This is a genomic window from Deltaproteobacteria bacterium, from assembly GCA_016208165.1.
In the GTDB taxonomy this organism is placed as follows: Bacteria; Desulfobacterota; Desulfarculia; order JACQYL01; family JACQYL01; genus JACQYL01.
In genome coordinates this window covers 73,282-96,262 of record JACQYL010000032.1, presented here as the reverse complement: position 1 = coordinate 96,262, position 22,981 = coordinate 73,282, and the positions used below count along the sequence as shown (strand labels likewise).

Annotated in this window: 21 protein-coding genes, 1 tRNA gene and 1 pseudogene; 22 read left to right on the top strand and 1 reads right to left on the bottom strand. The window is 53.3% G+C overall.

The window, feature by feature from the left end:
* The first annotated feature begins 248 nt into the window (after positions 1–248).
* The 7 genes and pseudogenes from HY788_07260 (at position 249) to HY788_07230 (ending at position 6,225) form a co-directional block, all read left to right on the top strand.
* Entirely contained in the window at positions 249–800 is a 552-nt protein-coding gene (locus HY788_07260; GenBank protein ID MBI4773965.1) for an RsbRD N-terminal domain-containing protein, read from the top strand.
* A 46-nt stretch (positions 801–846) separates the two neighbouring features.
* Entirely contained in the window at positions 847–1,857 is a 1,011-nt protein-coding gene (gene dsrM, locus HY788_07255) for a sulfate reduction electron transfer complex DsrMKJOP subunit DsrM (protein ID MBI4773964.1), read from the top strand.
* Positions 1,857–3,476, top strand: coding sequence for a (Fe-S)-binding protein (locus HY788_07250; GenBank protein ID MBI4773963.1), 1,620 nt, complete (start codon positions 1,857–1,859; stop codon positions 3,474–3,476). The genes dsrM and HY788_07250 overlap by 1 nt, the downstream gene beginning before the upstream one ends.
* On the top strand, positions 3,469–3,870 hold the full coding sequence (dsrJ, locus tag HY788_07245) for a sulfate reduction electron transfer complex DsrMKJOP subunit DsrJ (GenBank protein MBI4773962.1): 402 nt from the start codon (positions 3,469–3,471) through the stop codon (positions 3,868–3,870). Before HY788_07250 ends, dsrJ begins: the two co-directional genes overlap by 8 nt.
* The gene (locus tag HY788_07240; protein MBI4773961.1) at positions 3,854–4,630 is read left to right on the top strand and encodes a 4Fe-4S dicluster domain-containing protein; all 777 of its coding nucleotides are present in this window, start codon (positions 3,854–3,856) and stop codon (positions 4,628–4,630) included. Before dsrJ ends, HY788_07240 begins: the two co-directional genes overlap by 17 nt.
* A 7-nt stretch (positions 4,631–4,637) precedes the next feature.
* Positions 4,638–5,798: pseudogene (nrfD, locus tag HY788_07235) on the top strand (polysulfide reductase NrfD).
* A 238-nt stretch (positions 5,799–6,036) separates the two neighbouring features.
* Positions 6,037–6,225: a ferredoxin family protein gene (locus tag HY788_07230; GenBank protein MBI4773960.1), complete on the top strand. Its 189-nt coding sequence runs from the start codon at positions 6,037–6,039 to the stop codon at positions 6,223–6,225.
* Positions 6,226–6,313: 88 nt separating this feature from the next.
* Here HY788_07230 and HY788_07225 read toward each other — a convergent pair whose 3' ends face one another.
* Entirely contained in the window at positions 6,314–6,736 is a 423-nt protein-coding gene (locus HY788_07225; protein MBI4773959.1) for a cytochrome c3 family protein, read from the bottom strand.
* 446 nt (positions 6,737–7,182) lie between these two features.
* Here HY788_07225 and HY788_07220 point away from each other — a divergent pair, with 446 nt between their 5' ends.
* From HY788_07220 to HY788_07150, 15 genes are all read left to right on the top strand, one after another.
* Positions 7,183–9,096: a tetratricopeptide repeat protein gene (locus tag HY788_07220; protein ID MBI4773958.1), complete on the top strand. Its 1,914-nt coding sequence runs from the start codon at positions 7,183–7,185 to the stop codon at positions 9,094–9,096.
* Positions 9,097–9,197: 101 nt separating this feature from the next.
* A tRNA-Gly gene (locus HY788_07215) sits at positions 9,198–9,273 on the top strand.
* Between the two features lie 134 nt (positions 9,274–9,407).
* Positions 9,408–9,878 carry a ribosome maturation factor RimP gene (locus HY788_07210; protein ID MBI4773957.1) on the top strand — a complete coding sequence of 157 codons (471 nt, stop codon included), beginning with the start codon at positions 9,408–9,410 and terminating at the stop codon, positions 9,876–9,878.
* 17 nt (positions 9,879–9,895) lie between these two features.
* Positions 9,896–11,203: a transcription termination/antitermination protein NusA gene (nusA, locus tag HY788_07205; protein MBI4773956.1), complete on the top strand. Its 1,308-nt coding sequence runs from the start codon at positions 9,896–9,898 to the stop codon at positions 11,201–11,203.
* A complete protein-coding gene (locus HY788_07200) occupies positions 11,193–11,492 on the top strand; it encodes a YlxR family protein (GenBank protein MBI4773955.1) in 300 nt (99 codons plus the stop codon). The genes nusA and HY788_07200 overlap by 11 nt, the downstream gene beginning before the upstream one ends.
* Positions 11,461–14,412, top strand: coding sequence for a translation initiation factor IF-2 (gene infB / locus HY788_07195; protein ID MBI4773954.1), 2,952 nt, complete (start codon positions 11,461–11,463; stop codon positions 14,410–14,412). Before HY788_07200 ends, infB begins: the two co-directional genes overlap by 32 nt.
* Before the next feature lie 21 nt (positions 14,413–14,433).
* On the top strand, positions 14,434–14,721 hold the full coding sequence (locus HY788_07190) for a DUF503 domain-containing protein (GenBank protein MBI4773953.1): 288 nt from the start codon (positions 14,434–14,436) through the stop codon (positions 14,719–14,721).
* On the top strand, positions 14,718–15,065 hold the full coding sequence (rbfA, locus tag HY788_07185) for a 30S ribosome-binding factor RbfA (protein MBI4773952.1): 348 nt from the start codon (positions 14,718–14,720) through the stop codon (positions 15,063–15,065). The genes HY788_07190 and rbfA overlap by 4 nt, the downstream gene beginning before the upstream one ends.
* Position 15,066: 1 nt before the next feature.
* Positions 15,067–16,041 (top strand): bifunctional oligoribonuclease/PAP phosphatase NrnA, encoded by a 975-nt coding sequence (locus tag HY788_07180; GenBank protein ID MBI4773951.1) that lies wholly within the window; start codon positions 15,067–15,069, stop codon positions 16,039–16,041.
* Positions 16,013–16,975 carry a tRNA pseudouridine(55) synthase TruB gene (gene truB, locus HY788_07175; protein ID MBI4773950.1) on the top strand — a complete coding sequence of 321 codons (963 nt, stop codon included), beginning with the start codon at positions 16,013–16,015 and terminating at the stop codon, positions 16,973–16,975. The genes HY788_07180 and truB overlap by 29 nt, the downstream gene beginning before the upstream one ends.
* Before the next feature lie 35 nt (positions 16,976–17,010).
* A complete protein-coding gene (gene rpsO / locus HY788_07170; protein ID MBI4773949.1) occupies positions 17,011–17,280 on the top strand; it encodes a 30S ribosomal protein S15 in 270 nt (89 codons plus the stop codon).
* A 25-nt stretch (positions 17,281–17,305) separates the two neighbouring features.
* Positions 17,306–19,411: a polyribonucleotide nucleotidyltransferase gene (gene pnp, locus HY788_07165; protein MBI4773948.1), complete on the top strand. Its 2,106-nt coding sequence runs from the start codon at positions 17,306–17,308 to the stop codon at positions 19,409–19,411.
* A gap of 2 nt (positions 19,412–19,413) precedes the next feature.
* Entirely contained in the window at positions 19,414–20,667 is a 1,254-nt protein-coding gene (locus tag HY788_07160) for an insulinase family protein (protein ID MBI4773947.1), read from the top strand.
* A gap of 78 nt (positions 20,668–20,745) precedes the next feature.
* Positions 20,746–21,519, top strand: a complete 774-nt coding sequence (locus tag HY788_07155) for an MBL fold metallo-hydrolase (GenBank protein ID MBI4773946.1) — start codon at positions 20,746–20,748, stop codon at positions 21,517–21,519.
* Between the two features lie 17 nt (positions 21,520–21,536).
* Positions 21,537–22,910: a hypothetical protein gene (locus HY788_07150; GenBank protein ID MBI4773945.1), complete on the top strand. Its 1,374-nt coding sequence runs from the start codon at positions 21,537–21,539 to the stop codon at positions 22,908–22,910.
* Positions 22,911–22,981: the final 71 nt, after the last annotated feature.

Genomic DNA, 22,981 nt, shown 5'->3' with positions numbered 1-22,981 from the left:
GCCGGGGGCGCCCGTGCGGCTTCAAGCTCCCAACTCGGATTTAGTCTTGACAAAGAAAGACAACATGTTTTAAAAGTGACTTCCAAATGGCAGCCTTGGACTGAGGAAGCCTTTTCTTGTCTAATATCAAATGGTTATAAAACAGAACGGCCGATGATAGAGGCTCTGCGGATCGTTGTGCCGAGGGGTTTTGTAATATTTTTCACGCAATAGGCAGGTTGCTGATGGCGATAAAGGTTTATGTATAAGTGATAGAAGTACTTTTAGCGGACAAGCGAAGAAAGTCCAGAATTCTGGATACATGGTTCGAAGACATTCTTAAAAGCTACCCCGATCAGACGGCAAAGATTTTCAAGACGAAGAAGAATCGTTTCGCCAATCCCGTGGGTGTCATCTTATCCGAGGAGATAGGGGCCATCTACGATGGATTGATCGAGGGGGCCGAAATTCAGGAACTGTCGCGTTTCCTTGACAACATTATTCGGGTCAGAGCTGTGCAGGATTTCACAGCTTCCAATGCGGTACGGTTCGTTTTTCTGCTCAAAGGGATCCTCCGCGGAGAATTAGCGGCGGAGATCAACAGCGGGCAAGTCTCGGCCCAGGAGTTGTTCGAACTCGAGACGAGGATCGACGGAGTAGCCTTGCTGGCCTTCGACATTTACATGAGATGCCGGGAGAAACTGTACGATCTCCGAGCTAACGAACTGAAGAATCGAACCTTCAGACTTCTCCAACGGGCCAATCTGATCGTTGATCTCGAACTGAAAAAGGAAGCTGAAACAGATGCTGAACAAGATTAGGTGCATTGTCGGGGTTATAGTTAAATTTTAAGCGAGGTATGATTCAATGAACTTCCTTTTTTCGATGTCGGTTGCGTTGATAGCGGTTACCGCGCTTGTTTTGATCCCCCTCGTCGGAGTCTACGCGGTTGATCTGCGTGTACTCTTCGGAGTGATCATACCCTACGCGGCCATTCTGCTGTTTTTTGGGGGAATGGTCTGGCGGGTGATCAAATGGGGGCGCTCACCGGTTCCGTTCCGCATTCCCACCACTTGCGGCCAACAGAAAACGCTACCCTGGATCAAATGGAACAAAGTGGAAAATCCGTGCACCAAGGGAGGCGTCATTATCAGGATGCTGTTCGAGGTGCTCCTGTTCCGGTCGCTTTTTAGAAATACGCAACTGGACTACAGGCAGGAAGGCCCGAGGGCGATCTACGGGTCGGAAAAGTTTCTGTGGCTGGCGGCGATTGCATTCCACTATTGTTTTCTGGTGATCTTTTTGAGGCACTTCCGACTTTTTCTCGAAAACGTTCCGTTTTTTGTACCTTGGCTGGAACGGGTGGACGGATGGCTCGAGGTCGGGGTTCCGGGTCTCTATATGACCGATCTGATTATTCTGGGCGCACTAGGCTGGCTCTTCGTTCGGAGAGTGATCATCCCGCAGATAAGGTATATCTCGCTTCCGGCCGACTATTTCCCGCTGTTGCTGATCGTGGGTATCGTGATTTCGGGAATACTCATGCGATATTTTCTACGAGTGGACGTGGTCGGGATCAAGGAATTCGTGGTGAGCCTTTTCAGTTTGAAGCCCAAGATCAATGAAGGCATCGGCACGATCTTCTATGTGCACTTATTTCTTGTCAGCGCGCTGATCGCATACTTCCCCTTCAGCAAGCTTGTTCATTTAGGGGGTGTGTTTCTCAGTCCAACCAGGAATCTTCCCAACGATTCTCGTATCCGCAGGCACGTGAATCCCTGGAATTACCCCGTCAAGGTCCATGGCTACGCTGCTTATGAGGACGAGTTCAGGGAAAAAATGATTGAAGCCGGATTACCAGTAGAAAAGGAGTCGTAATGGCCGTTAAAACGCCAAAGCCCACTGAACTGGCCCAAATCGAACACAGTCCGTCGTTTACGGGTTGGATGGACGTTCCGGTGCAGTTTCGTGAGGGCGTATATTGTCACGCGGGAAAACCCAAGAATTTGGAGGCCGTCGGACTTCCAAATCCGCGTGAATGGGCGGTTCCGGACGAAGACTGGGCGTTACCCAGCGATTGGATGGAAATCGTCCGACAAGGATTCAAGGATCGTCTCGATCGTTACCGAAGCTTTCACGTGTTCATGGATATTTGTGTGAGATGTGGGGCTTGCGCGGACAAGTGCCACTTCTTCATCGGATCCGGCGATCCGAAAAACATGCCCGTGCTGAGAGCGGAACTCATCCGATCCATCTATCGCGGTGAATTCACTACGGCCGGCAGGATTCTGGGAAAGCTGGCCGGCGGGAGAAAACTCACGGTCGACGTCTTGAAGGAATGGTGGTACTACCTTTTTCAGTGCACCGAGTGCCGTCGTTGTTCCGTGTTTTGTCCGTATGGGATCGATACGGCTGAAGTCACGATCATCGGGAGAGAGTTGCTCAATCTTATCGGTTTGAATACGGACTGGATTTCCGCGCCGGTAGCCAACTGCTACCGGACGGGAAACCATCTTGGAATTCAGCCGCATGCGTTCAAGGATATGATCGATTTCTTCGTGGATGAAATCGAGGGTGTAACGGGCGTGCGAGTTTCTCCCACTTTCAACAGAAAAGGGGCCGAGCTCCTGTTCGTTACGCCTTCCGGGGATGTGTTTGCCGACCCGGGCACGTATACCTGCATGGGCTACCTTATGCTTTTCCACGCCCTGGATCTGGACTACACATGGAGCACGTATGCCTCCGAAGGCGGAAACTTCGGCCTCTTTACGTCCCACGAGATGATGAAAAGGCTCAACGCCAAGATGTATCTGGAAGCCAAGCGGCTTGGCGTAAAATGGATTCTTGGCGGGGAATGCGGCCACATGTGGCGGGTCATCAATCAATATATGGACACCATGAACGGGCCGGCGGACTTCTTGGAGGTCCCGGTATCGCCTCTTACCGGAACGAAATTCCATCAGGCCGCGTCCACCAAGGTGGTCCATATTGCGGAATTTACCGCGGACTTGATCAAGAACGGCAAGCTGGCTCTGGACCCGAGTAGAAACGATGATCTGGTGGTGACCTGGCATGACTCGTGTAACACGGCCCGCGGCATGGGATTCTTCGAAGAACCGCGATACGTGCTCAAGAACGTGGTGAATCATTTCTACGAAATGCCCGAAAACACCATACGGGAGCAGACCTTCTGTTGCGGGAGCGGCTCCGGTCTCAATGCCGGGGAAAACATGGAAATACGCATGAGAGGGGGCTTTCCGAGAGCGAACGCGGCCAAATACGTTCATGAAAAACATGGTGTCAACATGATGAGTTGCATCTGCGCCATCGACCGCGCCGTGTTGACCGCCTCGATGCAGTACTGGGTTCCTGAAGTGGGGGTATGCGGCCTCCACGAACTCGTGGCCAACGCCCTGATCATGCCTGGAGAGAAAGAGCGGACCCTGAACCTTCGCGGTGAACCTCTCCCCGGAGTAGAGGAGGAAGAGGATGTATAATTCAGTCAAGATTATCATCGGTCTCATTATCTTCGTCGGTCTCATGGCGTATCCAATTTGGTCCAGTATCGGAAAGCCCGGGCCTGCGCCGGAACTGGTACTGACCGAAAAGGCCAAGCAGGCAAAGGTTTGCATTGAGGCGACTCCATGGATGAAAGAGTCGCACATGCAGTTGCTGGATAATTGGCGGAACAAAGTTGTCCGAGAGAAGAACAGGCTCTATACCAACGCTCAAGGACAGGCCTACAACATGAGCCTGACGAACACATGCCTTGACTGCCACTCGAACAAGGACACATTTTGCGACCGATGCCACAACTACACGTCGGTAAGACCGTACTGTTGGGACTGCCATAATGTGCCAAAGGGGAAGAGTGATGAACGAAGACCGTAGGAGTTTTTTGAAGTTAGCCGGTCTGTGCGCTCTGGGGGTTGGAGCCAAACCGGTAACAGACGCCATGGCAGGCTCCGGCCAATCCCCCTACTCATCGAAGCCGAGGGCCCTGCAGGCGAAACGATGGGGCATGGTCGTCGATGTGAAAACATGCCAGGAGAAGATCGCAAAGGACCAGTGCAGAGACTGCATTGCCGCCTGTCACATTACGCACAATGTCCCGGAAATTGAGGGCGCGAAAGAGGAAATCAAGTGGATCTGGCAGACGCCTTATGAGCACGCATTTCCAGGCCAGGTCGACGAGTTCGCTCAATTGACGGGGACCCCTTTCATGGTTCTCTGCAATCATTGCGATAATCCACCCTGCGTGCGGGTCTGCCCTACCAAGGCGACCTTCAAGCGGGAAGACGGCGTCGTGATGATGGATTTTCATCGATGCATCGGCTGCCGATACTGCATGGCCGCATGCCCGTTCGGAGCCCGAAGCTTCAACTTTCAAGACCCGCGACCCTTTATAAAAGAGGTTCGTACCGAGTTTCCGACCAGGATGAGAGGCGTAGTGGAAAAGTGCAATTTCTGCGCGGAACGGCTGGCGGATGGTTTGCAGCCTGCCTGTGTGGAAGCCTGCAAACCCAAGGCGCTGATCTTTGGAGACCTTGAGGATCCGGATTCCGACGTCAGAAGGGCGCTTCGCGGTAAGTACGCCATCCGGCGCAAAACCTTTCTTGGCACACGTCCATCCGTGCTTTATCTAGTGTGAGGTCGAGATGTTAGAGAAAGCGATATTCGTTCAAAGTCGAAGGTACTGGCTGTGGGTTTTGGCGCTTTTGGTCGTAATCGGAGCCGCCTTCGCCACTTGGTATTGGCAGTTCAAGGTAGGTCTCACCATTACGGGAATGAGCAGAGACGTATCATGGGGCTTTTACATTGCTCAATTCACCTTTCTGGTGGGTGTCGCCGCATCGGCTGTGATGCTGGTTCTGCCTTACTATCTCCATAATTATAAAGTTTTCGGCAGGATTACGATCCTCGGAGAGTTCCTGGCGGTAGCCGCGGTGACCATGTGCGTGTTGTTCATCGTCACGGACTTGGGCCGCCCCGACCGGGGTCTCAACGTGATGCTGCATCCAACGCCTAATTCCGTGCTGTTTTGGGACTTCGTGGTGCTGTCCGGCTATCTGATCCTGAATATCTTGGTCGGATGGGTGGTGCTCACGGCTGAGCGGAAAGAAGTGGGGCCGCCCAAGTGGATCAAGCCCTTCATCTATTTGTCGATTCCATGGGCCGTCAGCATTCATACGGTTACCGCCTTCTTGTAGGCGGGCCTTCCCGGCAGAGGATATTGGCTTACCGCCATTATGGCGGCTCGCTTTCTGTCTTCCGCTTTTGCCGCCGGCCCGGCTTTTCTGGTGATCCTGTGCCTGGTTCTTCGAAAACTGACCAGGTTCGAACCGGGAAAGGAAGCCATTCAGACTCTGGGCACCATTGTGACCTACGCGATTATTCTGAATGTGTTTTTCTTTTTTCTGGAAGTTTTTACCGTGGGGTATAGTCAGATTCCGGATCACTTGGATCATTTCAGGTATCTCTTTTTCGGCCTGCATGGACATAGCACGTACGTTCCGTGGATGTGGGCGTCATTCATCATTGCGTTCACGGCCATCGGCGTTCTGTTGAGACGAAAGGCTCGTAGTAGGGAGGGAGTGCTCGCAGTGGGATGTGCTTTGGTGTTTATCGCCACCTGGATCGACAAAGGTCTGGGCATGATCGCCGGCGGATTTACGCCTAACCCGTTGCACGAGGTATACGAATACGTGCCGACACCTCCTGAGCTGTTAATATCCTTGGGTGTTTGGGCCATGGGGTTATTGATTCTAACGGTTCTGTACCGTATTGCGGTGTCGGTGAAGAAAGAGGTGGAGGCCTAAGCGTCCGTATCGCGTGAATAGTTCGAGACGTTTGAGGGAGCATGATGGATGCGCTCCTGATGGCATTTAGGTGTTGAAAGAGCATACTGGATGGCTTAATAAGTTTACCCTAGATTGCGCCACTGAGGCGAATTGCGGAAACGTTTTGTTCGGGTGGAACTTAGCTCAGCTATCCCGCAAGTACTAATTTAGTCAATCTTGTTCCAGCCAGAGCAAGATCAATCCAAGGAGGTTCAATATGAGCTACATGGTGGAAGTGGATCCGGATAAGTGCATCGGCGACGAAGAGTGCGTGGAAGTCTGTCCTGTCGACGTGTACGAAATGCAAGGCGGGAAGGCGGTTCCTGTAAACATGGAAGAATGTCTCGGATGCGAAAGCTGCATCGAAGTCTGTGAACAGGACGCGATCACGGTTACGGAGCAGTAAGAGGTTCCGGCCTCGGAGTACCTGAAGCAGAGAGCCTGCGCGCGACAGCGTGCAGGCTCTCTGCTTTATGGGTCGCCTCAGAGCAAGGCTACTCTTTAACGTGACATTCAGTGCATTTGACTGGAGCTTTCTTGCCTTCCTTCACGGCATCTTTATGGCATGACTGGCAATTCTTGTGTAACGCGTTGCGCAGGTCCAAGACGTTCTTGGCCTTGGCCTCCTCTTTATTGGGGGAGTGGCATTCGATGCATTTCTGTACCGGATCCCCCTGCTGCCAGACGTTCTTTCCGTCTTTCATGACGTGATGACATTCTGTGCAAGCAACCTTGTAGTCGTCGTGGTGCTTCTTATGAGAGAGATCCACCGGAGTCTTGATGGCCTTCTCAAACTTATCGCGGTAATCGATCTTGAATTGGTCCGGAACTTCCTGGGCCGCGTAGGCGATACCGATCACCGCGCACACGAACAAGACCAGCACCAGCACCAGAGTGGTACGATTGACGTGTTTCATCTGCAATTTCACCTCCTTTCCGCTATGATACGATATGTGAACGCTGATTAAAAGCGGTTGTTACAGGGGGACAGCCGACGGGTCCTGTGGTAGGATGGTTCGTCAGCAGGGTGGATTGAAACGAGTTTGTCAGGGAGAGGATCGGGGAAACGATTCGAAACGGTCGATCGGCGTTTTTCGTATGCCCTCTGAGATGTCATTCGAAGCATTGCACTGTGGGCTCCCGCACGATCACTGACTTGTATTCCCTTAGTCGCCAAGGGCATACGATATCTGGTAAAAATATCAGATTGAGGATGGAAGTCAAGAAGATTTCTGTGTCGACGGAGCGCAAGTTGTTGAACTCTCATTCGGTTTTTCTTAGAATCCAGTATCATCTTCGGAGATTATGTGTCTGAACAGATAAGAGAGAGCTGTCAGTCCGCAAGCATCGGGAACCATGACCAATGGAAAAGAAACTGAAAAAGACGGGCTATGAGAAGCCCAAACAAGGGGGAGACCTTCCCAAGTGGCGGCAAGAGGACTGGGTGGCCAACCGGCTGAGGGCCAGGAAAAGGAAGACGAGAATGGGGATCGTGAGTGTAGGCGTCTTTCTCGTTCTGGCGTACCTTGGCGCCGCTTTCCTGGTCCGGATGTTCCCTTTTGATGTCCGTCAGGAACTCGGACTGAACGCCGTTCTGTTCGAGGTCAACGGGGTTTCCGTGAGCGTTGAACCCGGTCAAACGCTTGAGGTGAACAATTCGGATACCGTCAAACTGGTTCGAATCGATTCAAACGCTGTTTTCGATTGGAGCCTCGATTTTACCTCGGAGGTTTTTTCCAGGGAAGCCTTACTGAATGGGAGCAGGGTCGATGAAGCGCTCGGGGAGAGTTCCTGGATGCTGGAAGGCACAAAGCCCATCCAGATGGTCTATCGTGGCGACGTTATCGGTCAGGTGAACGTTAAGGTGGTCGGGGATGAGAAGTACTGGTGGCTGAGATCTCAGCGCTCAGCGGACCCGGCGGAGAAGATCCTGATGCTTGAAAAGGCCCTCTCGTTGAATTCCTCGTCCGTCTCGACACGCGAATCGCTTGCGGATTTATATGAAAAGACCGGAAATTGGCGAAAGGCGGCGGAGTTCTATGAGTGGATCGCGGAGAGAGACACCCGTCCCATATGGTTGAACAAGATGGTGGAGCTGTATCGCGGCAATGGTGACCTGAAATCCCAGGCGCAAGCGTTCGAACGCGCCGTGGCCATCAATCCTGATGCAAAATATTTGGTATTGACGGCGCAGGCGTTCGAGGAATTGAAGAACTCAGAGAAAGCCGTTCCCTACTACGAGAAGGCGGTCCCGTCGCTTCAAGGTGCGGAGCGTGCCGCCGTTCTGAAAAAACTGGGATACTATTATGTTGAAAAGAAGGAACTGAAGAAAGCGGTTCAAATGTATGAACAGGCGTCAAAGCTGGATCCGGAAGATCCCAATGTGTTTTTCAACCTGGGCGAGCTTTACCACCGCATGGGGGAAACGGATGCTTCGATCAACGCGTTGGAAAAAGCGAATTCGCTGCGAGCGGACGACCGGGAGACGATTATTTTATTGGTGAGCAGCTACGAGAAGAAAGGGGATTACCGAGGGTTGGTGCCTCACTTGGAGAAGCTGATTCAAGAAACGCCCGAGGATATCGACCTTATGCTTAAACTCGCATCGGCGCACGAAAAACTGGGCGACACCACCGGCGCCCTTTCGGCCTACGAAGTGATCGCCAAATTAGCTCCTGAAAATCCGGAGGTGCTCTATAATCTGGGGCGTCTGTACTTTATGCGGAGAAATTACAGGAAGAGCGAGGAGGCCCTCATGCGGGCATTGGCGCTGGACCCGGATCATCCGAAAGCGAATTCCTATCTGTTCGATATATATAAGCGCACCGGTCGAAGAGACAAAGCCATTTCGACGGCCGAGCGGCAACTTGAGATCGATCCGCGAGATCGTCCCGTTTACGATTATCTGTTTCGTGAGCTGAAAGACGAACGTCCGGAGGCCTTGAAGGTGGTTTTGACCGAAGGCGTTGAGGCTTTGCCGGGCGACGGTCGATTGAGGGAGTATCTCGGCGTGGTGTATTTGAAGGAGCAGAACATAGCCTATGCCACTATTCAGTTTGAACATGCCAGTGAACTCCATCCCCAGGACGTGTCCATACTTTATCAACTGGCCAAGTTGTATGAGAGGACGGGCCAATTGGATCTGTCGCTTAAGTTTTATCAGAGAGTGATCGACATTGACGAAGGCTATCGTGACGCCGAGCAGTCTTTTTTGCGGCTGAGATACAGCCGCATCAAGAAGTCGGATCAAGACGGGAAAGGCGCTCCCGGGACCTGAGGATGGCCGGTCATAAACCTTTTGTCGGCAGAAGCGTCTCTTACTACGGGTAAGAAAAAAGAAATTGACATTCAGGGCAATAATTGCTACTCAGAAACCGCGCGGGTATAGCTCAGTTGGTAGAGTACAAGCTTCCCAAGCTTGGTGTCGCGGGTTCGAATCCCGTTGCCCGCTCCATCTCTTGTTGAGGTCACGCTGCGTTGAAAGTGGGCGTGTCTACTTCGATTAGTAGATGATTCCATAAATCATCCGCGTGTTCTGCTAACTCGAAGTGGGTTATAATACCCGCTTTTTTTATTTTTGAGCGGACTATGACGAGCGCACGAGAGAAATGGGTGCTGGACCAGGTCGCTTCCCTAGTGGGACCGGTTATAGAGGAAGAAGGGTATGCGCTGGTTGATGTTACGTACAGACGCGAGCCCGTCGGCTGGGTCCTGCGGGCTTACGTGGACCGGGAAGGTGGAATCACGGTGGGTGAGTGTGCTCAAATTAGTCGAAGAATCGGCGACCTAATCGAAGCCAAGAATTTGATAGAACAAAGTTATACGCTTGAAGTCTCTTCTCCGGGATTGGACCGCCTTTTGAAACAAGATCGAGATTTCAAGTGGGCTGTAGGAAAGAAAGTGCGTGTTCTGAAAAAACACCCGGAGAAAGGCCAACGGGATCTAATTGGCAGGCTCGTGCATTATAGCGGAGATTCGGTAACTATCGATCAGGATGGTGAAGTCATGATCGTGCCTATAGAAGAGATCGCCAAGGCTAGTATCTTTGTTGAAATTTAGGAAAGGGTACTCGTGCCATGACCACGGATCTAAAAAGAACCATCGACCAAATCAGCCGTGACAAAGGAATCGATCGCAACATTCTGGTCAACACGCTCGAGGAGGCCATTCGATCAGCGGCTCGGAAGAAGTTCGGCCACAAATACGATCTGGAAGTTGCATTTAATGAAGATATTGGAGAGGTGGAAGTCTTCCAATTCAAGGAAGTAGTGGAGAACGTAACCAAGCCTGAACTCGAAGTAGGTCTGGAAGAGGCGCGGAAACTCGATCCGGAATGTGAGATCGGCGACAGCATCGGGACCAAGGTCGAAATGGCTGAATTCGGTCGAATAGCCGCACAATCCGCCAAACAGGTTATCATTCAACGCATGAAAGATGCCGAGCGCGAGATTGTTTATGAGGATTTCAAGGATCGCAGGCGTGAAGTCATCAACGGTATAGTCCAGAGGCTTGACCGGGCCGGAGTGGTCGTCAATTTGGGGCGGGCCGAGGCGTTGCTGCCCTATCACGAGCAAATTCCTCGTGAGACATACAGGCAAGGCGATCGAATTCGAGCCTACGTTCTGGAAGTAGATCGAAGTGGAAGGGGACCACAGATTGTGCTGTCCCGCAGTCACCCCGACTTCTTAAGAGCCCTTTTTGAAATCGAGGTCCCTGAAGTTGCCGAAGGGATAGTGAAGATCACGAGCGTAGCCCGAGAACCCGGGAGCCGATCCAAGATTGCCGTATCGACAGAGGACAGCGATATCGATCCAGTGGGAGCATGCGTTGGAATGAGAGGGTCGAGAGTTCAGGCCGTGGTACAGGAACTCCGTGGGGAGAAAATCGACATTGTGCTCTGGAATCCGGACCCGGCTCGTTTCATCTGCAATGCCTTGGCGCCCGCCGAAGTCACGAGAGTGGTTATTGACGAAGGCAACAGAGTGATGGAGGTCATCGTTCCGGACGATCAGCTATCCTTGGCCATAGGAAAACGCGGTCAAAACGTGCGGCTCGCCTCTAAATTAAGCAACTGGAAGATCGACGTTACGAGCGAGAGCAAGTACTCCAAAATCCTTCGAGAGGGATTCGAGTCCTTGTTGCGATTGGAGGGAGCAGGAGATGTTGCGGCCGAAGTGCTTCTTGAACATGGGTTCTCTTCCGCCGAGGATGTGGCGCGAAGTTCGGAGGCTGAATTGATGCAGCTTCCGGGTCTTACGGTGGAGAAGGCCAAAAAGATCATTGAGTCGGCGCGCCAACTGCTTCTTGCGGGTGCTCCATCCGAAACAGGCGTGACGTCCGATTCCGAGGTCGAGGGGGAGGAAAAGGAATCGGATGTCTCCTAAGAGAGATTTTCCTGTTCGGATGTGCATCGCTTGCCGGAGAAGGAAGAGCCGCGATGAGCTGCGGCGTTTCGTATGTCTGCAAGGGAATCGCGTGGAGTGGGATGTTAAGAAAGTTCTTCCCGGCCGCGGTGCTTATGTGTGCCCTGATCGGGCCTGCCTTGATCATGCGGTCCGGAGGCAGCTTTTTGAACGAAGTTTCGGGGTGTGCGTCGATGCTTCGGATATACCAGAGAGGATCGACTTAGGGGGTTTTCTAGATGCCAAAAACCAGAGTGTACGAGTTGGCTAAAGAACTGGGCATAGAGAGCAAAGAATTCCTGGACCGGCTTATTGCCGCCGGAATCGATGTATCGAGCCACATGAGCGCCATCGAAGAAAAAGATGTCGAGCGTGTGCGGAAGGAATTCGGTGATAACGAGCCCGAGGTTGTTGAGGAAAAGCGAGTGGCCGACCGAATCATCCGGCGTCGCAGGAAGGCGGTCGTGACGTCTCCACCATCCGGGGCTGAGACGATGCCCTCGGAAGGGGAGGTGGAAATCCCGGAACCCCCCGAGTTCCAAACTGAAGAGGGACCGGCTATACCCCTCGCTATGCCGGCTGAAGGAGGTGTTCCCGAGCCGCCCTCCGAGCCTGCTGTACCAACAGCACCCTACGTGGAGAAAATATCCGCCGGTGAAGTCGAGATCGCCGGGGAGAAGAGTCGTGAAGCTGCCGAGAAGGCGCCTGCTCCGACGATGGAAGCAGTCACGCCCGTCGAAGAGGCCGAAAGGATTTCCGATGAGCCGGAAGCGAAAGCAGGATCACCTGCCGGGGGTATCGAGTCGGAAAGGCCGACGGAGGCCGAGCCGGAGCCGAAGTTCGTAGAGACAACTGAAGCTGAAACCGTTCCGGCCATAGAACCGGTTATGGAAGAACCATTGCATGCGGATCGAAAGCAGGGAGCTGAGCTGGTCGAAATGCGGGAGCGGACGCGGGTGGGACAGGTCGAACAAGTGGGAGAGGAAGTAGAGGCTGCGGAGATCGTTGAAGGGGAAGCGCTGAAACCCAAAGCAAAACCCAAACCCAAAGCCAAGAAACCGAAGAAGAAAAGAAAAGAAACGCCTGCGCGGATCATAAGAATGCCGGAGCCGGTGGAAATAGCGGCTGAAAGACCGCCTGAACAGGCAGCGGTCAAGGAACGAGCGGTTTCGGGGGATCTTGGCGCCGCGGAGAAACCTCCTGAAATACCATTGGAAACAGCTCCTGCGGAGGCGAAACCGGGCCGGAAGAAAAAGGGCAGACGAGGCTTTAAGGCAGAGGAAGTTGAACTGGAAGCGCCCAAGAAAGCGGTCAAGCGCAGGGAGATAGTGGAACGAGATGAACTGTATGATCTGAGTCAAGCCAAAGGCAGAACCAAAAAACAAAAACCGGCGGTTCGGAAGTCAAAGAAGACGACCATCACGGTGCCAAAGGCCATCAAGCGGCGGATTCGAATGGGCGAATCCATCATGGTCGCGGAACTGGCCAAGAAGATGGGGATCAAGGCCGCAGAACTTCTGCGAAAACTGTTGTCAATGGGTGTGATGGCCAATATAAACCAGGCTGTGGATTTCGACGCCGCAGCGCTGGTATCCGCGGACTTCGGCTACGAGGTTGAACGTCAGGCGAACGTTGAGGATCGTCTTGAAATCATCGTAGAGACGAAGGAAGAGAATCTGGAACCACGCCCCCCGGTTATTACGGTAATGGGCCATGTGGATCATGGAAAAACCTCTTTGTTGGACTACATTCGAAAAAGCAACGTTACGGAAGGCGAGGCTGGTGGAATTACCCAGCATATAGGCGCCTACAAAGTGACTTTGGACTCCGGCGACGTAGTGTTTTTAGACACTCCTGGGCATGAGGCCTTTACCGGAATGAGGGCCAGAGGCGCCAAGATTACGGACCTCGTGATCCTCGTTGTCGCGGCGGACGAAGGAATGAAGCAGCAGACCAAGGAGGCTATTGATCACGCGCGCGCCGGAGAAGTCCCCATCGTGGTGGCTGTCAACAAAATCGACAAACCCGGAGCGGATCCGGATCGGGTAAAGCGCGAGTTGGCCGAGTATAACCTTATGCCCGAGGAATGGGGCGGCGACACCATGTTCGTCCCTGTTTCGGCCAAGACAGGGGAAGGCATTGACGCCCTGCTGGAAAACGTTTTGTTGCAGGCGGAGGTTCTTGAACTCAAAGCGGATCCTTCGGCCAAAGCGAAAGGCACCATCATTGAGTCCAGACTGGACAAGGGGCGCGGAGCGGTGGCCACCGTATTGGTGCAGTCCGGAACGCTGCGTGTGGGCGACGCTTTTGTATGTGGAAAACAGGCTGGTCGAGTCCGCGCCATGATGGACGACCAGAGTAGGACCGTCAAGGAAGCCGGTCCTTCGACTCCCATCGAAGTTCAGGGGTTGTCCGGCGTTCCGAACGCGGGAGACGAATTCGTCGTTGTGGATGACGAGAAGACCGCCAGGCTGATCAGCGAACACCGACAGGACGAAATCCGGCAATCTCTGCTGCCTCAATCCGGCGCTATGACGCTCGAGAAACTGTATCAGCAGATACAGGAAGGAGAGATAAAGGAACTGAATGTCGTATTGAAAGGCGACGTCCACGGTTCCGTCGAGGCCATCGTCGATGCGCTCCACAATTTGGACACCCGCGTTGTGACTGTGCAGATTATCCATGCAAGCACGGGAGCTGTAACGGAGTCGGACGTGATGTTAGCCGCGGCGTCGAACGCGATCATAGTGGGCTTTAACGTCAGGCCCACGAACAAGGCGAGAGATCAAGCCGAACAAGAAGGGGTGGAGATTCGATTTTACAACGTCATTTACGAGTTGCTCGACGACATTAGGGACGCGATGGTAGGCCTGCTCGAACCGACCTATGAGGAAAAAACGCTGGGTCAGGCGGTGGTGCGCGAAGTGTTCCACATAACCAAATTGGGTACTGTGGCCGGATGTTACGTGACCAGCGGAAAAATTATTCGTGGTTCCAAAATAAGAGTGCTTCGGAACGGCGTGGTTGTTTTCAACGGCGATATCGGGTCGTTGAGACGGTACAAAGAGGACGCAAAGGAAGTCGCCCAGGGACTCGAGTGCGGGATTAATGTCGTGAATTTCAACGATATTAAGATCGACGACGTGATGGAGAGTTATATCCTGGTAGAGGTGCAACCGACTCTTGAATAGTCGCTTGATGGGGCCCGGCGCATGGTCGTAGGAGTCTGTCGTTTAGAGCTGCTGATGGCGGAGAACCATTCTTTGAAAGACAAGCGGAAGGTGGTCAAGAGTTTGATTCAGCGAGTGCGAAACCGATTCAACGTCTCGATTGCGGAAATAGAGCTGCAGGATGTGTGGAGGAGAGCCGTTTTGGGGTTCAGCGTCGTGGGAAATGACCATAGCTTTGTCAACTCGTGCATAGACAACATTTTGAACCATATTGAAAGCATGCAACTCGGAGACCTCGTAGACTCCGATATTGAGATCATCCACGTATGAATGTTCGCTACAAACGCGCCGATCGGGTGGCCGACGTTATCCACCGCGAGATTTCGTATTTGCTGTTGAAGAAGGTGAAGGATCCCCGCGTCAGGAATGTCACCGTTACCGGCGTTAAAATGACGGATGATTTGCGTTTGGCGAAGGTGTACTACACCAGCCTGGATCAGGATAAGAGCGTCGTGGAAGAAGGGCTTTCGAGCGCCGGCAAGATGATTCGAAGAGAGATCGGTCAGGTGCTGAACTTGAGATTCGTTCCCGAGATTCGTTTTGATTATGACGTCTCGTTCGATTACGCGGATCGTATCGAACGGGTGATAAAAGAGATAAAGGATGAGTCTTGACATGATAGCTTCCAAGATCGCCGAAGCGGAGCATGTGCTGATTGCCAGCCATGTCGATCCGGATGGGGACGCCGTAGGTTCCGTTCTGGCGATGGGGATCTTTCTGGAGAGCCGGGGCAAGAGAACGACCATGTACCTGGAGAGCGAGGTTCCCGAATTCCTTCGATTTCTTCCAAGCGTGGACCGCATACGGCACGACCTGGAAAGTGTGCAGGATGTCGATACGGCCGTCATTGTCGACTGCGGGGATATCTCGAGAGTGGGCAAGACGGCCGACCGACTTGCCTCGATTCCCGTAATTGTAAACATTGACCACCACTTATATAACACTAATTTTGGAGTCGTGAACCTTGTCGATACGAGTTGTTGCGCGACAACGGCCTTGCTATTGGAGCTGTTCAAGGCGATGGACGCGGAGATCGAAACGGATATCGCTTTGAATCTCTATACGGGACTGGTCACGGATACCGGTTCGTTTCGGTATGGGAACACGACGAGCGAAGCTTTTCTCATGGCTGCGGAATTGGTGGGAATTGGTGTTGATCCAGCCTTTGTGGCGAAAGAACTGTATCTCAATCTGCCGATGAATCGTCTTCGTCTTTTGAAACTGGCGCTGGATTCGGTCGAGAGGTTGAACGGAGGACGGATTGGGTTGATGGTGCTCACAAAGGATGATTTCGATGGATGCGCCGCCGGTGTCGCCGACTCCGAAGGCTTCATCGATTATGTTCGGGCCATACCGGGTGTCGAGATGGCCGTTCTCATGAAAGAGGTGGATGGGGGCGCCACGACGGGGGTGAGCCTGAGGACGTCGGGAAATGTCAATGCGGCGGCCGTTGCCGCCGGATTCAGCGGTGGCGGTCATAGAAACGCGGCGGGTTTCCGGGTTCCGGGCTCCATTAAGGCCAACCGGGATGCAATTCTAAGTCAAATCGCAGCGCGAATGAATGGAAGAGATGAAACCGGGCAAAGCTAGTTTAGACAACGTCGGACCCGACGCTTTTATTGTTCTGGACAAGCCCGCGGGGATTAGTTCCCAGAAAGCGGTAAGCCGGGTCAGAAACCTCCTGCGGGTAAAGAAGGCCGGGCACACGGGAACGTTGGATCCATTCGCCACCGGGGTTCTGCCCGTCTGTTTGAACCAGGCGACCAAGGCGTCGCGGTTTTTCCTGGAAAGCGACAAAGTCTATGAAGCAGCAATGACTCTTGGGGTCGATACCGACACATTGGACATTACCGGGAAGGTGACTTCGGAGCGTTCGGTCTATGGTGTCCGGTCCAGTGACGTTGAAGAAGCGGGAAAAGGACTATTGGGCAGACGGCTTCAACTGGTCCCCGCTTACTCGGCCGTTAAGCTCAACGGGACGCGGCTTTATAAGTTGGCCCGGCAAGGGATAAAGGTTCAAATGCCCAGCCGGGAGGTGGAAGTCAAAGAACTGGAGGTCTTGGACATTCAATTGCCGAAAGTCGCGTTCCGGGTGCGTTGTTCGTCCGGGACGTACGTGAGGAGCCTGGCCTCGGAGTGGGGCCAAATGCTCGGTTGCGGAGCTCATGTATCGGAATTGAGAAGGATCCGGTGCGGCAGTTTCGGGATAGACAAGGCGGTCACTTTCCAGGAGCTGGAGTCCGGTTATAGCTCGGGCGCCCTGGATCGCCTGCTGGTCGGCTTAAACGAGGCGCTGGGCTATATGCCCTCGATTCAGGTACGGGAATGCCTGGCCAAGAGGATACGACAGGGTTCCCAGCTCGGGACGACTCACCTGGACGAAGAGATCGTGGCCGGATTACAGAGCGCCCCTATCTTACGTGTACTATCAGAGGAAGACGATCTTGTGGCGATCATGTCGCCGGTTTTCGACGCAGAAAACAGACGGATCGAAAAGCTTCGGTCCTTGAGAGTGTTTAATTAATAGCACGTAGCACGAATAGGAGGAGGGTAAAGGAAGTGGCCTTTAACGCTGATGTGAAAAAACGGGTAATTGAGAAGTTTAAGCTTCATGAACACGACACCGGTTCACCTGAGGTTCAGATTGCCCTATTAAGCGAACGGATCAACCATTTGACCGAGCATTTCAAAGTCCACAAGAAGGATCACCATTCGCGAAGAGGACTTCTAAAATTGGTGGGACAACGGAGAAAACTGCTCAATTACATTAAACGAAAAGACATTGAAAGGTACCGTGGTTTGATTCAGGAGCTTGGCATCCGAAAATAACTTCTGAAGCGCGGTGTGAGGATTTATTATGCCTGAATGTATTGAAATCGACTTGGGGGCTGACAGGAAGCTCTCGATCGAGACGGGAAGGGTCGCCAAGCAAGCCAGTGGCTCTGCCATTGTGAAGCTTGGAGACACCATTGTGCTGGCAACCGCCGTGTCAACGAAAGATAAGCGCGAAGGGATCGACTTTTTGCCGCTCACCGTGGATTATCTCGAGATGGCCTACGCATCCGGACGCATTCCCGGCAATTTTTTCCGCCGCGAGATGGGTCGGCCCAGCGAAAAGGAAACTCTGACATCGCGGTTGATCGACCGGCCCATTCGCCCCCTTTTCCCTAAAGGCTATCGTTTTGAAACCCAGATTATCACCACCGTTTTGAGCGTAGACCAGGAAAACGAACCCGACGTATTGGCCATGGTCGGGGCTTCCGCAGCGTTGCACATCTCGGACATTCCTTTCGGAGGCCCGATTGCAGGTGTTCGCGTCGGAAGGGTCGATCATCGTCTAATCGTCAATCCCACCTCGGTTGAATTGAAAGAGAGCGACTTGGACATCATTGTCGCGGGTACGAAGGACGCGGTAGTCATGGTCGAGGGGGGAGGCGCGTTTATCTCGGAAGACGATATGCTGGAAGCGATCATGTTCGCTCATGAAACGATGCAGCCCATTATTGCAGGCCAGGAAAAACTGTGCAGGCTGATCGGCAAGCCCAAGCGGGTCGTCGAAGCGACCTCGGCGGACGAGACACTTCGGGCTCGAGTGGAAGAGCTGAGTCTGAGCTCTTTGAAGAAAGCAGTGACCATTGCGGATAAGCTGGCGCGGCAGGATCGGATCAGGGAAATCGAAATCGGGTTACGGGAACAATTGGCGAAGGACTACGAGGGGCGGACCGGTGAGGTGCTGGAGGCTTTCGAGAAAATCAAGAAGGCAACCATGCGCCGAATGATCCTTGATGAGGGACGAAGGATTGACGGACGAGACCTTCGAACCGTTCGACCTATTACTTGCGAGGCGGGCGTATTGCCGAGAACCCATGGATCCGCCTTATTCACCCGCGGTGAGACCCAGGCTCTGGGCATAGCCACCCTGGGAACGACTTCGGACGAGCAGCGTATCGAGTCGTTAATGGGCAATTCCTTTAAGTCCTTCCTTCTACATTATAACTTCCCTCCCTATTCCGTAGGTGAAGCCCGTATGCTGCGGGGACCGGGACGCAGGGAAATCGGACACGGTGCGTTGGCAGAACGTGCTCTGTCCAAAGTCCTGCCCTCGAATGAAGAATTTCCCTACACCATTCGGGTGGTGTCGGAAATTCTCGAATCGAACGGGTCCTCCTCCATGGCGACGGTATGCGCGGGCTCCTTGGCCTTGATGGACGCCGGAATACCCATCTCGGCGCCCGTTGCGGGTATTGCCATGGGGCTGATTAAGGAAGGCGAGCGGTCCGCCATTTTGACCGACATCATAGGGGATGAAGATCATCTGGGTGACATGGACTTCAAGGTGGCGGGAACACGCGACGGAATCGCAGCCATTCAGATGGATATAAAGATTGCCGGAATCGATCGCGAGATCGTGGGGAAAGCGTTGGAGCAGGCTCGTGAAGGACGGCTGCATATTCTGGATAGCATGGCCCGAGTCCTGCCTGAAGCCAGACCGGTCCTTTCAACCTTCGCTCCGCGTATCGTTACCTATCAGGTCAGACCGGAGAAGATTCGGGACGTCATCGGACCCGGTGGAAAGACCATCAAAGCGCTCACGAGCGAGTCCGGGGTGCTGCGTATCGATATAGACGACAGCGGTCTGGTCAAGATCGCTTCTCCCGACGAAGAGACGGCGCAGAAAGCGATCGAGGCCATTAAATCGATCGTGCGTGAAGCGGAAATTGGGGAGTTTTACGAAGGCATTGTAAAACGGATAACAGACTTTGGGGCTTTTGTTGAGATCCTGCCCGGGGTCGAAGGCCTCGTGCATATCTCTCAGCTGGACACCGAACGCGTCAAAACCGTCAGAGACGTGGTGAATGAGGGAGACCGCATCCCTGTAAAAGTCATCAACATAGACCAGCAAGGCAAGGTTCGACTCAGCCGAAAGGACGCTTTGCCGGCAGGCGGCGGCAAACGGTAGCCATGGAGAGCAGCTACCGCAAAACCGTTTTGGAAAACGGCGTCCGCGTGATCACGGAAAAGATCCCCATGTTTCGTTCGGTGGCAGTGGGGATCTGGCTGGAAGTCGGATCGAGAGATGAGGAGGAATCGGAACAGGGTGTGACTCATCTTCTCGAACACATGGTATTTAAAGGCACCGACACTCGATCGGCCTTTCAAATCGCCAAGGAGTTCGACACGATAGGCGGAAATTCAAACGCTTATACGGCAAAGGAACACACCTGCTTCCACGCCAAAGTGTTGGACACTCACCTGGAACATGTCGTTGGCCTGCTCCTTGATATCTTCATGCGGTCCAGGTTTGACCCGGAAGATCTAGAGCTCGAAAAGGCGGTCGTTCTGCAGGAAATCAACATGATCGAGGATTCCCCGGAAGATTACGTTCACGTTCTGTTCGGGGAAGCCTTTTGGGAGGGCAACCCCCTCGGCCGTTCCATACTCGGCAGCCGGAGACATATAGAGCGGATGAATAGACACGGAATCCTCGACTATGTTCGCAAGTCCTACGCGCCATCCAGAATCATTGTTTCCGCGGCGGGTAATGTCGAGCACGAGGGTCTTCTGGATCTCTTGGATAAGGAACTCTCGTCCTTTCATGATACGTCTTTCCGGAACAAGCGAACTTCTCCTGAGAACAGCAAGAAAGAGACGTTCGTATACAAAGACATCGAGCAGGTCCACGTGTGCCTGGGAACCCCGGGACCGAGCGCCACGAGCCAATCGCGATTCGCGGACACCCTGCTCAACATTATTCTGGGCGGCAACATGAGTTCCCGATTGTTCCAAGAAATTCGGGAAAAGCGCGGTTTGGCCTATACCGTCTATTCGTATCTCAATTTTTATGAAGACGCCGGAATGCTGGGCGTCTACATCGGAGTGGGACCCGAATCGCTGGATGAAACCCTGGAACTCACCGCCAGAGAGTTTGCCCGCTTGCGATCCGGAGACCTGACCGAGGATGATCTGGAATCGTCCAAGAACTACCTCAAGGGAAGTATCCTGCTAAATGCGGAAAACGTGGAAAATCGTATGATGAGACTGGCCAAGAATGAAATCTCTTTCAGGAGATTCATTTCGTATCAGGAAATCGAGCGACGCATCGACGCTGTTACGCTTGACGGCCTCATCGAACTGGCCGGTCGGCGTTTAGACCCCACCAAAGTATCCTTAGTCACCCTCGGGCCTGTAGACAGAATTTCGGTCTTTCCTTCCTGACGGTCTTCGAGAGGCCGAGGCCCAAATCGACCGAGTTCAGCCTGGTCGCGAAAACCTGTTGTTGTCGAAGGACGCTAAATGATACGCATTTGCGTACTCGCCAGTGGGAGCAAGGGAAACAGCGTTTTTATCGAGTCCGAACGCACCAGCATATTGATTGACGCCGGTCTGTCGGGCAAGGAGATCCGACAACGTCTTCTATGCATAGGTGCTCACCCCGGCCAACTGTCGGCGCTCATTGTGACCCACGAGCATGCCGACCACGTGAAGGGCGTGGGGGTGCTTTCCAGACAGCACGAACTGCCCGTGTACATTACTGAGCCGACCTACCATGCGGCATCCTCGATGCTCAAGCAAGTGGAGCATGTTCATTTCTTTCGAGACGGTGTTTCTTTCAAGGTTGGGGATCTTACGATTCGCCCTTACGCTTCTTCACACGATGCGGTTGACCCGGTGAACTTTACGGTGTCCAATGGCAACGTTAAACTTGGGTTGGCCACGGACCTCGGTTTTGCGAGTGCGCTCACACGGAATTGTCTGCGAAACTGCCACGCACTTATCCTCGAGACCAACCATGACCGAGAAATGCTCCGGCTGGGTCCGTATCCCGAACCGTTAAAGCAGCGAATCCTAAGCCGGCTAGGACACTTATCCAACGACCAGGCAGCCGAATTGCTGGCGGACCTGGACCACTTGGATTTGAGACACGTGTTTTTGGCCCATTTGAGCGAAGCCAACAATTTGGCGGACAAAGCGGTGTCGGCGGTCGGCGGCGTCTTGAAGGCCAAATCTACAAAAACGGCGATACATGTTTGTTCGCAAGATCGTCCCAGTACGGAGGCGTACATCTAGTACGAGTAAAACAGTACGTGCCCACGATCCAATGCAAAGAACTCGCCAAGGTCCTCGAAGGCCTGACAAAAGGCCACTATTGGCCGGTTTATCTGTTGTTCGGACAGGAATACCTGACAAATCGCGCGGTGGATGCCCTGCTGGATGTGCTTCTGACAGAGGAACAACGGGCGTTCAATCTTGTCGTCATCGACGGGGATCGGGAAAACGTTGCGGACACGGTCCACTTTCTCAATTCTTTTCCGTTACTTACCGGATCCAAAGTCGTCCTGGTCAAGAATACACGGGTGTTTCATTCCAGGATTACGGCCAAAGACCTGTTATCCGAGGCCCGATCATACTATCAGAAAGGCAGCCTGTCCGAAGCGCTGAAGTCATTGCAGCGCATGTGTGCTTCCGTAAGATTAGGCGCGGAGGAAACCGGCGTCGGCTTTCTTCTTGAAATGGATGACGTCCAGTGGGAGGCCGCGTTTGGGCTCCAAAGGACCTCCGAGGACGCAGCCATGATCAAGAGGCTTGTGGAGCATGGGCTTGATCAGGGGATGTCCCGGAGCATCGCCGAAGTGTCGGACGATATCCTCGATGCGGCCTTGGACCGGGGCTTTGCCGGCAAGAACGTCCTGGTTCTGTCGGCGAACGTGGTGGATCGACGAAAGCGTCTTTTCAAGCTTCTTGAAAAAGTCGGGCTCGTTGTGGACTGTTCGGTGGGCGAGGGAGATTCCAAAAAGGCGAAGGACCAGAAACAGGAGCTGATTGTGCAGCAATTGCGCGAGCAATTGCTGGAGGCGGGGAAAAAACTAAGCCCGGACGCACACAAGCGCTTTCTGGAGTATGCGGGAGTCGATCTGCGCCAGATCGGCTCTGAGCTGGAGAAATTGATTACCTATGTAGGGGATCGTAAGATCATAGAGTTAGGGGATGTGGAAGCGGTCGTCTGTTCGAGTCGCGAAGAGGCCGTTTACGAGGTCATGGACACTCTGGCCAACAGGGATTTCGGGCGGTCTTGTCTGGTACTCGAGAAATTATGGGACCAGGGATTCTTTCCATTGGCTGTTCTGAAGGTGATCGGGGATGAGGTAAGACGGCTGCTCTGGGCAAAAGGCCGCTTTCATCAGGGCAGGGTGACCTATAATCAGTTCCAGCGCGAGATGCACAAGCAACTCGACGACGCGGATAAGGAGGTGATCGGACAGATGGCGCCTTACGGCATTTTCAAACTCATCGAGTATGCAGACAATTTTACGGAAGATGAACTTGTGTTCGCCCTCGGTCGTGTGCTGGACACGGACATTGCGCTGAAAACGGGTGCTCCCGACCCTAAAGGGGAGCTTGTGGACCTTTTGGCGGACATCTGTTTGGAGTCGCATGGCAAGCAAAAGCTGCCTTTTTAGGGTCATAATGGAGGACGACGGAGGGCTTCAATCGACCTTCGGGTGGGCGTGGTCGGGACGGAAGACCGAAC

Excerpts from the sequence above, each read along its gene's own strand:
- HY788_07180 (MBI4773951.1), top strand. The coding sequence starts at position 15,067 with ATGATAGCTTCCAAGATCGCCGAAGCGGAGCATGTGCTGATTGCCAGC.
- HY788_07155 (MBI4773946.1), top strand. The coding sequence starts at position 20,746 with ATGATACGCATTTGCGTACTCGCCAGTGGGAGCAAGGGAAACAGCGTT.
- HY788_07230 (MBI4773960.1), top strand. The coding sequence starts at position 6,037 with ATGAGCTACATGGTGGAAGTGGATCCGGATAAGTGCATCGGCGACGAA.
- dsrM (MBI4773964.1), top strand. The coding sequence starts at position 847 with ATGAACTTCCTTTTTTCGATGTCGGTTGCGTTGATAGCGGTTACCGCG.
- HY788_07220 (MBI4773958.1), top strand. The coding sequence starts at position 7,183 with ATGGAAAAGAAACTGAAAAAGACGGGCTATGAGAAGCCCAAACAAGGG.
- HY788_07210 (MBI4773957.1), top strand. The coding sequence starts at position 9,408 with ATGACGAGCGCACGAGAGAAATGGGTGCTGGACCAGGTCGCTTCCCTA.
- dsrJ (MBI4773962.1), top strand. The coding sequence starts at position 3,469 with ATGTATAATTCAGTCAAGATTATCATCGGTCTCATTATCTTCGTCGGT.
- infB (MBI4773954.1), top strand. The coding sequence starts at position 11,461 with ATGCCAAAAACCAGAGTGTACGAGTTGGCTAAAGAACTGGGCATAGAG.
- truB (MBI4773950.1), top strand. The coding sequence starts at position 16,013 with ATGGAAGAGATGAAACCGGGCAAAGCTAGTTTAGACAACGTCGGACCC.
- HY788_07160 (MBI4773947.1), top strand. The coding sequence starts at position 19,414 with ATGGAGAGCAGCTACCGCAAAACCGTTTTGGAAAACGGCGTCCGCGTG.
- HY788_07200 (MBI4773955.1), top strand. The coding sequence starts at position 11,193 with ATGTCTCCTAAGAGAGATTTTCCTGTTCGGATGTGCATCGCTTGCCGG.
- HY788_07240 (MBI4773961.1), top strand. The coding sequence starts at position 3,854 with ATGAACGAAGACCGTAGGAGTTTTTTGAAGTTAGCCGGTCTGTGCGCT.
- HY788_07190 (MBI4773953.1), top strand. The coding sequence starts at position 14,434 with ATGGTCGTAGGAGTCTGTCGTTTAGAGCTGCTGATGGCGGAGAACCAT.
- nusA (MBI4773956.1), top strand. The coding sequence starts at position 9,896 with ATGACCACGGATCTAAAAAGAACCATCGACCAAATCAGCCGTGACAAA.
- rbfA (MBI4773952.1), top strand. The coding sequence starts at position 14,718 with ATGAATGTTCGCTACAAACGCGCCGATCGGGTGGCCGACGTTATCCAC.
- HY788_07250 (MBI4773963.1), top strand. The coding sequence starts at position 1,857 with ATGGCCGTTAAAACGCCAAAGCCCACTGAACTGGCCCAAATCGAACAC.
- HY788_07225 (MBI4773959.1), bottom strand. The coding sequence starts at position 6,736 with ATGAAACACGTCAATCGTACCACTCTGGTGCTGGTGCTGGTCTTGTTC.